Origin of the sequence: Sphingobacterium sp. UBA3549 (assembly GCF_002376635.1) — a bacterium.
Taxonomy (GTDB): Bacteria; Bacteroidota; Bacteroidia; order Sphingobacteriales; family Sphingobacteriaceae; genus Sphingobacterium.
In genome coordinates this window covers 39,697-52,691 of record NZ_DFOE01000029.1, presented here as the reverse complement: position 1 = coordinate 52,691, position 12,995 = coordinate 39,697, and the positions used below count along the sequence as shown (strand labels likewise).

Below are 12,995 nucleotides of genomic sequence, written 5' to 3'. Positions count from 1 at the left end.
TAACGTATATTTGTTGCAACAAAGTTGTTTTTAACAGAAACAGTTCTTTGCAATGAAATTATTTTTACTTTTGAAAAACGAGTTTTTAAAGTTTGGGAGTTTCATTGTCATCAGCAACATTTATGATTCAACAGTTAATACACATCGATCAAGAGATTTTTCTAGCCATCAATCAAGGCTTGAGTAACCCGGTGTTTGATTGGTTATTGCCTATATTGCGCAATCCATATACCTGGGCACCTTTGTATTTGTTTCTGGTCATATTTTTCATTAAAACCTACGGTAAAACAGGTATACTCATTGTTGCCGTGACCCTGGCCACCTTTGGAATTTCCGATGGTCTGTCTTCTCATTTGATCAAAAAAACTGTCAAACGTATTCGACCTTGCAACGATGTGGAGTTTAAGGAAAATATTAACATCCGGGTGCGCTGTGGCTCTGGCTTTAGCTTTACTTCTTCGCATGCTGCCAATCATTTTTCCCTAGCGTTCTTCTGGATTGTTCTTTTTCGGAGAAGGTGGAAACATGTGCTTTGGCTTTGTATTGCCTGGGCGACGTTAATTTCAGTCGCTCAAATTTATGTTGGTGTTCATTACCCTTTTGATATCCTCTGTGGTGCCGTTTTAGGTATCTTGGTTGGTTTGGCAACAGGTTATTTATTCAAACGATTTGTACCAAGCTTTTTTAAAACTGAACAAGTATAATGAATTCAATTTTATTGATTTTAATTTTATTCGTACCTGCATTTGCAAGTGGAATTGCCGTATTTTTTGTACAAAAGAAAGGGACTAATTTTCTTAAACTGATCCTTTCTTTCAGTGGAGCCTATTTATTCTCCATTACTGTACTTCACCTCATGCCCCATGTTTATCAGTCGACCAATACCTCACCCGAAGTATTGGGTATCTATGTGTTAGCTGGATTTCTTTTTCAGCTTTTTCTTGAACAGTTTTCCCAGGGGATCGAACATGGCCATATCCATGCGGACAATGACCACGACCATCATAACCATCGTTTTCCAATCGGTATTATGTTCAGTCTATGCCTTCATGCATTCCTCGAAGGTATGCCCTTGGCTGCGACGCACCAGACAGAGCTTGCACTGGGGATATCCATTCACCATATTCCAGCAGCATTTGCATTGGGAAGTATTTTACTCAGTACGCATGTAAAGAAAAATACCATCCTGATTACGCTCGCTTTATTTGCGGCAATGACCCCTTTTGGGTTTTTACTGAGTAAAGCTATCAGTGCAGGAGAAGTGGGCAATATCCAACAATATTTCGATAAAATCATGGCAGTAGTTATTGGTATTTTCTTACACATATCCACGACTATACTTTTTGAATCGGGCTCTATTGACCATCACAAATTCAATAAAAAGAAAATGATAGCTGTGATAGCAGGAGTTGCCATTGCACTGGGAAGCTTCTTATTTGTTGGAGATCATGACCATGGGCATGATCAGCATCATCAAACGCATGATCATGAACATCATGATCATGCGCATTAATTTTTTAGCCACGAAGTTTATCTAGCAAGGCATTTAATGCAATAGCTTCTTCCTCGCTGATTCGGTTGGGCAAAATATCCATCATCAACATATCCTCATCAAGTCTTTTTAGAATTTCCAGGCCCTTGTTTGTGATAAAAAGATCCACAGCCCTTTTATCCGCTCCCGACTGACAGCGCGAAACCAGTTCTTTAGAAACCATACGGTCTATCATACGCGAGATATCTGGTGTAAAACTCAGCATTCTTGACCTAATGAGACTATTGGTTGCAGGCCTAGGATATCGTCCTCTTAATATACGCAGGACATTAAATTGTTTCAAAGTGATTCCTTCTTTAGCAGCTCGCTGTTCGAGCGCGTTGCTTATACAGTTATAGGTGTAGAGAATATTCACCGTACAACGATGCCATTCATTGCTGAATTTATTTACTTTGATTTCGTCCTCAATCTTCATTCTGGTTGATAATTAATCGTTTTATAGCATAAAGATAGCTGTTTTTTAGTAAATACATAACTATGACATTAGAATCATTCTAAATGGCGGAAATTCTGTATATTTGAGAAATTCAAAAAAAACAGGCAGATGCGTAATAGAACTAGCTTAGATAAGCTAAAAAAAGGGGAAAAGGCGGTAATTATTGATTTTGAATCACACGATATTCCAGCTAAATTTTTCGAATTGGGCTTTATACCCGGTACTGAGGTCGAGGTAAAACATATTGCCCCGCTCGATGGGCCAATATGCCTAAATATCCGTGCGAATAACGCCCTTATTGCTATCCGCAAATCAGAAGCTAAAGTCATCCTTATTGATCAGAAATAATGAATAACCCGATTATTGCACTTTTGGGGAATCCAAATGTGGGTAAAACATCTCTATTTAACCGGATTACAAAATTAAATCAGAAAGTAGGAAATTATCCTGGAATTACGGTCGAGAAACGTGAGGGGCAAGTAAAAGCCAACAGTAAAACGTATCGTATCATTGATTTACCCGGAACCTATACTTTGTTTCCAAGTTCGATGGACGAAGAGGTTGTTTTCAACACTTTAGTCAATAAAGATAGTAGTTTCAGACCAAACCTTGTCGTTGTCGTTGCCGAACCCACCAATCTAAAACGGTCGATCATCCTTTATCAGCAAGCTCGCGAGCTTGGCCTACCGGCTATCTTTGTCATCAATATGATCGACGAAGCCAGGGAAAAAGGTATTACCATAGATGTTCAAAAACTTGAGCATTTGTTAAATACCAAGGTATACCAAACCAATGCACGTACAGGGCAAGGTGTAGATCAGTTAATCAAAAACTTTGATGCTGTTCCACCCATGTATATCAGTACATTTAGCCTACCAAAGGAAGCGGATGCTGCATTGGAAGAAACGAAACGTCTCTTCCCGTTAGAGACTGAATACCATACCTGGCAATATTTAGCTAAGGGCGAAGTATCGTTTTTGTCGAAGGAAAAGAATCAGGCTATTCAGCAAATCCGCGAGAAATATCAATTAAGGGCTGATAAACTACAGAAAGAGGAGGCCATATTACGCAGCAAATCATTAGATAATAGCCTTGGAGAAATCTATGTAAAAGATGAGGCTTCGAATAAGAATAAAACAAATTCGATTGATAGCATTCTGCTTCACCCGATTTTTGGTTATGTGATCTTTTTTGGAATCTTATTTCTTATTTTCCAGGCAATTTACACGTGGTCTGGACCTGCGATGGATTTTATAGACGGTCTTTTTGGCGATCTTGCGGCCTATACACAGTCGGCACTTCCTGCGGGACCATTGACAGACTTGTTGAGTAACGGTATTATTAAGGGAATCGGCGGGATCGTCATCTTCATTCCGCAGATCGTCATCTTGTATGTCTTTATTTCGATTATGGAAGAAACGGGCTATATGAGCCGTGTCGTTTTTCTGATGGACCGCTGGCTTCGTCCCTTCGGATTGAGTGGAAAATCAGTCATTCCGTTGATTTCTGGCGTTGCCTGCGCTGTTCCTGCAGTGATGTCTGCACGTAACATCGAAAATAGCAAAGAGAGATTAGTGACTATTCTAGTGACACCTTTTATGACCTGTTCTGCACGTCTGCCTATTTATATTGTGCTGATCGGACTGGTGATACCAGATACACGAGTAGGTGGATTTCAAATTCAAGGGATTGTATTGTTTGTCATGTATCTCCTCGGGATATTTGCAGCCCTGCTATCTGCTATTATCCTTACCAAAGTGATTAAATCGAAGCACAAATCATTTCTCATCTTTGAACTTCCCACTTATAAGACTCCGGATTGGAAAAACGTTGCCTTAAATGTATGGGAAAAAGCGTCCAGTTTTGTCTTTGGTGCTGGTAAAATCATTTTGGCGATTTCCATTATACTATGGGCATTGGGCAGCTTTGGACCGAATGACAAATTTAGCCGGGCAGAAGAATATGTAACAAAGAATAACCCGAATTTACCCGAAGCAGATTTAGAACATGAAGTTTCATCTTATCGACTGGAGCACTCTTTCCTGGGCTATCTTGGCATGGCTATTGAACCTGTAGTTGAACCATTGGGGTACGATTGGAAGATGGGCATCGGTCTAATTTCTTCTTTTGCTGCACGTGAAGTATTTGTTGGCACAATGGCTACGGTATATAGTCTCGGAGATGAAGTGGATATCGAAGATGAAGCGTCTAAAACAACGGTATTAGGCAAAATGAAAAGTGAAATTAACCGAAATACCGGTTTACCCGCTTACAATTTGGCGTCAGGTGTATCCTTACTATTGTTTTACGCATTCGCTATGCAATGTATGAGTACGATCGCGGCGGTAAAAAGGGAAACAGGATCTTGGAAATGGACTTTAATACAACTTGGTTTTATGACGGGCGTAGCCTACCTCAGTGCATTAATCGCTTATCAACTTTTAAAATAAAAGAGCTATGGATAATGTAACCGTACAATATATCATCGTGGGAATTCTCGTTTTGGCGGCTATATGGTATGTCGTTAAAAATGTCCGAAAATCATTAAAGGGCAAGTCGAGCTGTTCCAAAGGTTGCGGATGTGACTGCAGTGCTGAAAAAGCTTCAAAAGCAAATTAATTTGTCCTTTTAAGTAGCATTTGCAAATAAGATTTCGTTATTAGTTAGCGTGGCCAAAAATCACACTAGCTACTATAAAGTAAAGCGCCGTTTTTTTTAAGAAAATTACGGCGCTTGCTGTTTCTTAGCAATAATGTGCACAAATACCTAAGTGTTTTATTAACTTTATGCGCTTAGAACAAAATATGGGCTGAGGAGCCACGTTATTCAAACGCAATTTCGCTCGACAGTATTCATTTTGGACAACCTGATTCTGGCTGAACGCTACCGCTATGGTTGGAGGCTTTCCGAACCAAGAACCAGATCAAAACAGATTAGTAACCGTATTAACCATTCATATGGAGAAACAGAACAATAAGGAAGAGTTAAAGAGAGGTCTTCAAAATAGACACATTCAATTGATTGCCCTCGGCGGTGCAATCGGAACTGGCTTATTTTTAGGCATTGGAAAAGCAGCCACATTGGCCGGACCTGCCGTTATCCTTGGTTATGCATTTGCTGGGATTATTGCTTTTTTTATAATGCGACAATTGGGCGAGATGGTGGTCGAGGAACCTGTTTCAGGAAGCTTTAGCTACTTCGCCAATAAATACTGGGGCTCTTTTGCCGGTTATGCTTCGGGCTGGAACTATTGGGTCCTTTATATTTTGGTAAGCATGGCCGAACTGACCGCAATAGGTGTTTATGTACAGTTTTGGTGGCCCGAAATACCGTTATGGGCATCAAGCCTATTTTTCTTCTTTGCGATCAACGCCCTGAATCTGGCTTCCGTAAAAATATATGGGGAGACGGAATTTTGGTTTTCCATTATTAAAGTAGTCGCCATTATTGCAATGATTGTTTTTGGTGTTTACCTGCTTCTAAGCGGTACGGGAGGTGAGCAGGCAAGCCTCAGCAACCTGACTTCACATGGCGGTTTCTTCCCCAAAGGCTGGTTTAGCGAAACAACGGACGGCAATTTTGAAGGACTCCTTTCTGCCATGGCCTTGATTATGTTTTCTTTTGGCGGACTGGAATTGGTTGGTATCACCGCCGCTGAAGCCGAAAATCCGGAAAAAAATATCCCGAAAGCAACCAACCAAGTGATCTATCGGATTCTGATCTTTTATGTCGGCGCTTTGATCATTCTTTTCTCTTTGACACCATGGACAAACATCACCGCCGATACAAGTCCCTTTGTACTGGTGTTTGACAAACTCAATGGATTCGAATTTACCCTCTTTGGAAAGACTTTTTATTTCACTAAAATTATCGCAAATGCGTTAAATCTTATTGTCCTTACAGCAGCATTGTCTGTCTATAACAGTAGTGTATATAGCAACAGTAGAATGTTATATGGATTGGCAGAACAGGGTAATGCTCCTCGTTTTCTATCAAAACTCAACAAAAACCATGCTCCTATCAATGCGATTTTGGTCTCTGCATTGTTTGCCGCTGTTTGTGTATTTATCAACTATGTTGCACCAAAAAATGCCCTGGAGATTTTAATGTCACTGGTGGTTTCTTCACTGATTATCAACTGGGTCATGATTTCCATTACACATTTGTACTTTAGAAAGAATAAACTCGACGCGCATTTACAAACCAAATTCCCATCTTTTCTATATCCATTGAGTAATTACATCTGTTTGGTCTTCTTAATTGCCATGCTCGGCATTATGTGGCTAACAGGCATGAAGCTACCGGTAGAATTGATTCCTGCTTGGCTTGTATTACTTTATGTGAGTTATGTATTGATCAAAAGAAAGAAATCTTAGTTCACTGGAACCTCGATCTTATCAATAAAAAAAGCCTGATTCATTGCATGAATCAGGCTTTTTTGCTAAAATTTAAAGCGGGTATTCCTCCTCGAGAATAGCAAATTCATAATTGTCGCTCCAACCATCTAAAACAAACCCAGCTGCGTGCCTGCATCGGGTAAGCGGAAAAGATCCCTTCTCAAGGATGGAAGCACCCCATTATCCATATACTTCTTGACGGAAAGCTTAAATAAATGCTGTAAGCTCTCGGCCATATGGCCATCCCCTTTTATCCTTCGTCCGAAATCGGTATCGTTAATTTTTCCGCCATGGCAGGCTTCAATCCAATGCAATACTTTTTCAGCACGATCAGGATAGTTCTGATAGAGCCAATTCTTAAAGATGCCACCGATCTGTCCATTGAGCCGCACGATGGTATAAGAGGCTGTAATTGCTCCCGCATCTGCTCCCGAACGAATCAGATCTGAAATCTCATCACTATTGATCCCCGGAACGATGGGCGCCATCATCAGCATGACGGGTACACCAATCCCTGTCAATCCCTCAATCAATTTCAACCGGGCCGATGCCGTAGCCGTACGGGGTTCCATTTTCTGACGTACCTCCTCCCGCAACGAATTGATGGTCACGGCAACGGAAACCAGATTTAGTTCCGCAAGTTCGCGCAAGAGATCAAAATCCCGTCGCATCAGTACATTTTTACTGATGATAGAAACAGGATGCTGGTATTTAACCATCAATTCTAAGATCGATCGAGTGATGCCCAATTTTCGTTCAATAGGTTGATAACAATCTGTATTCCCGGAAAGCATAATCAAATCAGGCTGATAGCTCGCTTTCCTGAATTCCTGTTCGAGCAGCTGCGCCGCATTATGCTTTACCAAGATCTTCCGTTCAAAATCCAGTCCTGCACTGAACCCCCAATACTCGTGTGAATTGCGCGCGTAGCAATAAATACAGCCATGCTCACAGCCCTGATAAGGATTAATAGACCTTTCGAAACGCAGGTCAGGACTATTGGATTTGGATATAATCGATTTCGGATGTGTCGGAATAAACTGCGTTTTTGCAGTACCCAAAAATTCCTCATCCAGCCCCTCGACATGCTCCTGCACATATTGGTTCACAAAAAACTTGTTATTGGGATTAATCTGTGCCCCTCTACCCTTTAAATATTCCGACCAATTCATAGGTTAAAATTACTAATTATTTTAGTAAAAACAAAACAGGCAATAATTAGTTGAACTTTTAACCTTAAGGTGTAAAGCTAAAAATTGCTATTAAATAGGTCGATCAAACTCGTCTACCCTATAGTAAATTTAAATGGATAGTATATAGAATGAATAAAAAATCCCTATACTGTATCTACAGCATAGGGATTAAAACTCTTATTCTAAATCTCAGGTCAGATTCCTATTATTTCATTAAGAAACCACCACCGAGTAGATCATTCCCTTCATAGAAAACGGCAGATTGCCCTGGAGCAATACCTTTTACATTATGCACAAAGTCGATACGGACTTTATCATATTCTTGCGAAATGGTCGACAAGGCACCTGAATCTTTATAACGCACTTTTGAGATAGCTTCCATCGGTTGATCCAGTCCTGCATATTTCACAAAGTTCACATTACGAACGTACGCGTGTGACTTTTCAAGTTCATGTTCTTCACCCAAGACCACCGTATTACTTTCTGGAAGAATTTCGATCACAAACATCGGTTTACCTAAGGCAATACCTAAGCCTTTACGTTGACCGATGGTGAAATAAGGGTAGCCAATATGTTTACCGACGACGGTACCATCAGATAGGATAAAATTACCCGGACCAATTTGTTGATCCAATGTTGGCACCTTATGTCTCAAAAACGCACGGTAATCGTTGTCAGGAACGAAACAGATTTCGTAACTCTCCGACTTATTGGCCAGTTCCTTTTGTCCCATATCTAAGGCCATTTGGCGAATCTCTTTTTTCGTGAAAGATCCTAAAGGAAACTGGGTGCGGGCAAGGTTCTCTTGTGAAACGCCCCATAAAACGTAGGATTGATCTTTATTCTCATCTTTACCTTTGGAGATCACATAGCGGCCATTGTCGTGCATGCGAATATTTGCGTAGTGTCCTGTAGCGATAAATTCACAGTCCAATTTGTCGGCACGTTTCATTAAAGCCTCCCACTTGATATGGGTATTACACAATACACATGGGTTCGGCGTGCGACCAGCAATATATTCTTCAACAAAATTATCAATTACAAAGTCCCCAAACTCATCGCGTATATCCAATATATAATGCGGGAAACCATAGTTTACGGCTAATGTACGAGCGTCATTAATGCTATCAAGGCTACAACATCCGGTCTCTTTAGACGAACCACCTGCGGATGCATAATCCCACGTCTTCATCGTGATACCGATAACCTCATATCCTTGTTCGTGGAGCATAACAGAAGCAACGGAGCTATCTACCCCTCCACTCATTGCAACTAAAACTCTTCCTCTTTTACTCATCTCTATTTATTGAAGTGCAAAGATACAGCTTATTCCTTTTTCTGTATGTTAGTTTCTTGTAATTTTATCTCAATCAAAATCAACATGTTCGAAAAAAGTACGAAAATAATCTGCATAAAAGTTTTAGAATTCAAATTATCAGACTATATTTGCATCGCAATAGGGGAACAAACCCATAGCAAAAAGCGGTGCCATAGCTCAGCTGGTAGAGCAAAGGACTGAAAATCCTTGTGTCCCTGGTTCGAACCCAGGTGGCACCACGCTTCAATCTGATGATCACAGATTTAAATAAAAGGTCAACTGGTGCCATAGCTCAGCTGGTAGAGCAAAGGACTGAAAATCCTTGTGTCCCTGGTTCGAACCCAGGTGGCACCACAAAAAAAGCTTGTTCAAATGAACAGGCTTTTTTTATTTTAATAATACACTACTGCATAAATTTTGGAAATTGAACGAAAGTCTCACTTATGCTAAAGTCCAATTTCCAACATCCAATCGCTGTTTACTACGATTCAGCGATAATCGAACGGTCTAGATGCACATATCCACCATCGACATGAATCAACTGTCCTGTTGTATGGCTTGACTTATCGGAAAGCAGAAAGACTGTTGTATCGGCAATTTCCGCAGCTGTTGTCATCCGATGCCCTAACGGAATGCGATCCGTTATTTTTTTCAATGTCTCTTCTGGATTTGCTAAAGTTTGGATCCAGGTATCGTATTGGGGTGTTGCGCATTCTGCTACGATAATAGCATTTACACGAATCGAATAAGGCAACAATTCTACGGCCCATTCCCGTGTAAGCGCATTACGTCCACCATTAGATGCCGCATAAGCTGAGGTATTCCCCTGCCCTGTTTCGCCAGTTTTGGAAGAAATATTCACGATACTGCCTTTCGATGCTTTCAATGCATCCAAAGCATGATGGGCCATTAGGTAATAGTGAATTAAGTTCTTGTGTAGAGAAGCAACAAATTTCTCGTAATTTCCAGAAGCTAGTCCAACACCGTCATTCTGTCCGGCATTGTTCACCAAACCATCAATGCGACCGTATACTTCCAATGTCTTTTGGACCGCTCTTTCACAATCTTCGGGCCTAGACAACTCTGCTTCAATACAGAGTGCCTCAATACCAAACTGTTGGATTTCTGCCTTTACTTTTTCATTATCGGCCTGTTTACGGCCAACAATGACCGGAATAGCCTGTTCTTTAGCCAAAGCATGGACTACTGCGCGTCCGATGCCTTTTGCTCCACCGGTAACAATAATAACTTTATCTTTTAAATGAAGATCCATAATACTTTTATTGAATGGTTTGATTCATTGATTGTGGTTAACATTCGCAACAATGAACCTATTTCACTGGTTATTGATTAATTTATATTGACGTCATTGTGCCTATTAACTAGCTATATGACCAACAAAAGCTTCAGCATGCTATTTTTCATTTTCATAACATGCTGAAGCTTTTCTTTGTTAAAGATTATACACACGTATAGCGTTCTCTGCCCAAAAGGCATTCTTTTCTGCAGCTGTAAATTGCCCCAATTTATTTTCGACGATGGCAATACTCTCCTCGTAAGATGCCGCTAGGAGGCATACTGGCCAATCTGACCCGTACATGATACGTTTCTTCCCAAAACATAAAAATATATGTTCCACATATTGTTTGAAATCATCCAGCTTCCACCCCTCCCAATCGGCCTCTGTAGCTAGCCCCGAAACTTTACATACGACATTCGGAAAAGCGGCAAGTGCATCAATAAATACTGACCATTCATCAAATTCCTTTGATTTGATGGGTGGCTTTGCAATATGATCCAACACAAACTGAAGTTCGGGATTTTGTCGTACACAAGCGAGCGTTGAAGCGTAATGACGTGGGCGAATAAGCAGATCATATGTGTAACCATAGTCCGCCAAAGCTTTCAGCCCATTTAAAACTGCCGGACGAATGAGAAAATCGGGATCCGCTTCCCCTTCAACAACATGACGAAATCCTTTGATGACTGCAGTCGACTGATACGCGTCCAATTGTTGGCGGATATCTTGAGCCTGAAGATCTATCCAGCCCACAACCCCTTTTATAAAAGAGTAATCGTGGGCCAATTGAACCAAATAAGCGGTTTCCTCGTCAGATTCTTGCGCCTGAACAGCAATACTTCCTCCAAATCCATTCCGCTCCAGCAAGAACTGAATATCTAAAGGGGTAAAATCACGTTTTATAACTTGCATTTCTTCTGTAATCCAACTATATCTAATTGGATCGAATTTCCAGAAATGCTGATGGGTATCTATACGCATAATGAAAAGAAAACTTGTGAGCAATTAGTTTTTTGAATAGGCGACAACAGTCTGACGGGATTCACCAAGACCATCGGCTCCTAATTCGATCACATCGCCAGGCTTCAAATAAATAGGCGGATTAAACCCTAAACCTACTCCCGCAGGTGTGCCGGTTGAAATAACGTCGCCAGGCAACAGGGTCATAAATTTAGATACATACGATACAACATGTGCTACCGAAAAGATCAGATCCTTCGTATTTCCATCTTGATAGGTTTTTCCGTTTACCTTTAACCATAGACGTACGTTGTTGATATCTTTGATCTCCTCTTTTGTCGCCATAAAAGGTCCCATAGGTGCAAAAGTATCACATCCTTTTCCTTTATCCCATGTACCACCGCGTTCCAGCTGATATTCACGCTCAGAAACATCGTTGTGCAATACATAACCGGCTACATAGTCCAACGCTTCACCTTCTTCTACATACGATGCTTTCTTACCTATGACAATACAAAATTCGACTTCCCAATCGGTCTTTAACGAGTCTTTTGGAATCATTACGTCGTCATATGGACCAATCAACGATGTGGTCGATTTCATGAAGATGATTGGTTCGGCCGGAATAGGAGCATTTGTTTCCTTGGCATGATCTAAATAATTTAATCCAATACAAACAATTTTGGATGGGCGGGCAAATGGTGCTCCTATACGTTCGCTTTGGGGAACTTCAATCAACTTACCATCATTTGCTTTTACAAATTCTTCTAAACGAGCTATACCATTCTCTGCAAAGAATTGTTCATCATAGTCACCACCAAATGCGCTTACATCGTAATTTACGCCATCGATCTGAACACCGATATTCTCTTTGCCTTGAGCTCCAAAACGTATTAATTTCATGTTTATAGTATTGAGATAATAGATATTTATTTTTAGCTTATTAATTATTCAATTTAATAAAACCACCATCAATCGGGTAGTCATTTCCGGTAATAAAGGCTGCATCATCACTGCACAAGAAAAGGGCTAATTTTGCAATTTCTTCCGGTTGTGCCATACGGCCTATTGGCTGGCTTGCCGATAACTTTTTAAACATCTCGTCCTCTTTGCCTGGATAATTTTTTGCAATAAATCCATCCACAAACGGTGTATGTACACGCGCAGGGGAAATACTATTGCAACGAATCCCATAGGCCATGTAATCTCGTGCAACAGACATCGACATCGCATGGATAGCGCCCTTGCTCATCGAATACGCGAAACGGTCGGTGATACCCACCCATGCCGCAATTGAAGCGAGATTAAGGATTGCTCCTGAACCTTGTGCTTTCATCAAAGGCACCACAGCAGACAATGCATTATAAGCGCCTTTGACATTCACGTTAAAAACACGGTCAAAATCTTCTGATTGACAATTTTCTAAATTACCAACATGAGCAATGCCAGCATTATTTACTAAAATATCAATTTTTCCGATATTTTGTGCTATAGAAGTAATTTCTTGCTGATCAGTCACATTGCACCGATGAAGCACAGCTTGTCCTCCCGAAGCCAAGATCTCGGTAACCACAGCCTTGCCCCCCTCTTCATTTAAATCCAAAATATGAACTTTTGCTCCTTCTGCAGCAAATTGCAAACTGATCGCACGGCCTATCCCACTACCACCCCCTGTAATAACAGCTACTTTTTGTTCTAATTTTCCCATTTTCTATTTACTTATTAGCGTCAACCCCAAATTTCCTTAATCTGTCGATGCAACAAATTTCTCGCGTTGACTATTCTTTTTATGACTATTCAATCGTTTTACTTTCCAATAAAGGCATCTACTTTTTCACC

Annotated in this window: 13 protein-coding genes and 2 tRNA genes; 8 read left to right on the top strand and 7 right to left on the bottom strand. The window is 40.6% G+C overall.

All coding sequences use genetic code 11. The features are described 5' to 3' along the window. Positions 1–122: 122 nt before the first annotated feature. Positions 123–704, top strand: coding sequence for a phosphatase PAP2 family protein (locus tag B2W36_RS15355; protein WP_209577870.1), 582 nt, complete (start codon positions 123–125; stop codon positions 702–704). After that, positions 704–1,513 carry a ZIP family metal transporter gene (locus B2W36_RS15350; protein WP_209577869.1) on the top strand — a complete coding sequence of 270 codons (810 nt, stop codon included), beginning with the start codon at positions 704–706 and terminating at the stop codon, positions 1,511–1,513. The genes B2W36_RS15355 and B2W36_RS15350 overlap by 1 nt, the downstream gene beginning before the upstream one ends. Before the next feature lie 4 nt (positions 1,514–1,517). Here the strand turns inward: B2W36_RS15350 and B2W36_RS15345 are convergent, their stop codons facing one another. Continuing rightward, positions 1,518–1,967, bottom strand: coding sequence for a MarR family winged helix-turn-helix transcriptional regulator (locus B2W36_RS15345; RefSeq protein ID WP_209577868.1), 450 nt, complete (start codon positions 1,965–1,967; stop codon positions 1,518–1,520). Positions 1,968–2,096: 129 nt separating this feature from the next. Here B2W36_RS15345 and B2W36_RS15340 point away from each other — a divergent pair, with 129 nt between their 5' ends. The 4 genes from B2W36_RS15340 to B2W36_RS15325 all read left to right on the top strand — a co-directional run bounded on the left by B2W36_RS15340 (position 2,097) and on the right by B2W36_RS15325 (position 6,364). Continuing rightward, positions 2,097–2,336, top strand: coding sequence for a FeoA family protein (locus B2W36_RS15340; RefSeq protein ID WP_209577867.1), 240 nt, complete (start codon positions 2,097–2,099; stop codon positions 2,334–2,336). Beyond that, positions 2,336–4,438 carry a ferrous iron transport protein B gene (feoB, locus tag B2W36_RS15335; RefSeq protein WP_293879470.1) on the top strand — a complete coding sequence of 701 codons (2,103 nt, stop codon included), beginning with the start codon at positions 2,336–2,338 and terminating at the stop codon, positions 4,436–4,438. Before B2W36_RS15340 ends, feoB begins: the two co-directional genes overlap by 1 nt. A 7-nt stretch (positions 4,439–4,445) precedes the next feature. Beyond that, positions 4,446–4,607, top strand: a complete 162-nt coding sequence (locus B2W36_RS15330) for a FeoB-associated Cys-rich membrane protein (RefSeq protein WP_209577865.1) — start codon at positions 4,446–4,448, stop codon at positions 4,605–4,607. Positions 4,608–4,945: 338 nt separating this feature from the next. Beyond that, positions 4,946–6,364: an amino acid permease gene (locus tag B2W36_RS15325; protein ID WP_293879471.1), complete on the top strand. Its 1,419-nt coding sequence runs from the start codon at positions 4,946–4,948 to the stop codon at positions 6,362–6,364. Positions 6,365–6,492: 128 nt separating this feature from the next. On the opposite strand, the gene B2W36_RS15320 is transcribed toward B2W36_RS15325, so the two are convergent. Both B2W36_RS15320 and mnmA read right to left on the bottom strand, forming a co-directional pair. Next, positions 6,493–7,557 carry a PA0069 family radical SAM protein gene (locus tag B2W36_RS15320; protein ID WP_293888520.1) on the bottom strand — a complete coding sequence of 355 codons (1,065 nt, stop codon included), beginning with the start codon at positions 7,555–7,557 and terminating at the stop codon, positions 6,493–6,495. 226 nt (positions 7,558–7,783) lie between these two features. After that, positions 7,784–8,875 carry a tRNA 2-thiouridine(34) synthase MnmA gene (mnmA, locus tag B2W36_RS15315; protein ID WP_293882942.1) on the bottom strand — a complete coding sequence of 364 codons (1,092 nt, stop codon included), beginning with the start codon at positions 8,873–8,875 and terminating at the stop codon, positions 7,784–7,786. 187 nt (positions 8,876–9,062) lie between these two features. On the opposite strand from mnmA, the gene B2W36_RS15310 reads away from it, so the two are divergent. Together B2W36_RS15310 and B2W36_RS15305 are read left to right on the top strand one after the other, a co-directional pair. After that, positions 9,063–9,135 (top strand) — tRNA-Phe (locus tag B2W36_RS15310). 42 nt (positions 9,136–9,177) lie between these two features. Further along, a tRNA-Phe gene (locus B2W36_RS15305) sits at positions 9,178–9,250 on the top strand. Between the two features lie 127 nt (positions 9,251–9,377). Here B2W36_RS15305 and B2W36_RS15300 read toward each other — a convergent pair. From B2W36_RS15300 to B2W36_RS15285, 4 genes are all read right to left on the bottom strand, one after another. Next, on the bottom strand, positions 9,378–10,169 hold the full coding sequence (locus B2W36_RS15300) for an SDR family oxidoreductase (protein WP_209577861.1): 792 nt from the start codon (positions 10,167–10,169) through the stop codon (positions 9,378–9,380). A gap of 180 nt (positions 10,170–10,349) precedes the next feature. After that, complete coding sequence (locus B2W36_RS15295; protein WP_293882945.1) at positions 10,350–11,177, bottom strand: amidohydrolase family protein; 828 nt, start codon at positions 11,175–11,177, stop codon at positions 10,350–10,352. A gap of 24 nt (positions 11,178–11,201) precedes the next feature. Then, positions 11,202–12,059: a fumarylacetoacetate hydrolase family protein gene (locus B2W36_RS15290; RefSeq protein WP_209577859.1), complete on the bottom strand. Its 858-nt coding sequence runs from the start codon at positions 12,057–12,059 to the stop codon at positions 11,202–11,204. A gap of 40 nt (positions 12,060–12,099) precedes the next feature. Beyond that, complete coding sequence (locus tag B2W36_RS15285; RefSeq protein WP_293882948.1) at positions 12,100–12,864, bottom strand: SDR family NAD(P)-dependent oxidoreductase; 765 nt, start codon at positions 12,862–12,864, stop codon at positions 12,100–12,102. Positions 12,865–12,995: the final 131 nt, after the last annotated feature.

Bases quoted from the DNA above. Each gene is read 5' to 3' on its own strand.
- B2W36_RS15355 (WP_209577870.1), top strand. From the start codon at position 123: ATGATTCAACAGTTAATACACATCGATCAAGAGATTTTTCTAGCCATC.
- B2W36_RS15350 (WP_209577869.1), top strand. From the start codon at position 704: ATGAATTCAATTTTATTGATTTTAATTTTATTCGTACCTGCATTTGCA.
- B2W36_RS15345 (WP_209577868.1), bottom strand. From the start codon at position 1,967: ATGAAGATTGAGGACGAAATCAAAGTAAATAAATTCAGCAATGAATGG.
- B2W36_RS15340 (WP_209577867.1), top strand. From the start codon at position 2,097: ATGCGTAATAGAACTAGCTTAGATAAGCTAAAAAAAGGGGAAAAGGCG.
- feoB (WP_293879470.1), top strand. From the start codon at position 2,336: ATGAATAACCCGATTATTGCACTTTTGGGGAATCCAAATGTGGGTAAA.
- B2W36_RS15330 (WP_209577865.1), top strand. From the start codon at position 4,446: ATGGATAATGTAACCGTACAATATATCATCGTGGGAATTCTCGTTTTG.
- B2W36_RS15325 (WP_293879471.1), top strand. From the start codon at position 4,946: ATGGAGAAACAGAACAATAAGGAAGAGTTAAAGAGAGGTCTTCAAAAT.
- B2W36_RS15320 (WP_293888520.1), bottom strand. From the start codon at position 7,557: ATGAATTGGTCGGAATATTTAAAGGGTAGAGGGGCACAGATTAATCCC.
- mnmA (WP_293882942.1), bottom strand. From the start codon at position 8,875: ATGAGTAAAAGAGGAAGAGTTTTAGTTGCAATGAGTGGAGGGGTAGAT.
- B2W36_RS15300 (WP_209577861.1), bottom strand. From the start codon at position 10,169: ATGGATCTTCATTTAAAAGATAAAGTTATTATTGTTACCGGTGGAGCA.
- B2W36_RS15295 (WP_293882945.1), bottom strand. From the start codon at position 11,177: ATGCGTATAGATACCCATCAGCATTTCTGGAAATTCGATCCAATTAGA.
- B2W36_RS15290 (WP_209577859.1), bottom strand. From the start codon at position 12,059: ATGAAATTAATACGTTTTGGAGCTCAAGGCAAAGAGAATATCGGTGTT.
- B2W36_RS15285 (WP_293882948.1), bottom strand. From the start codon at position 12,864: ATGGGAAAATTAGAACAAAAAGTAGCTGTTATTACAGGGGGTGGTAGT.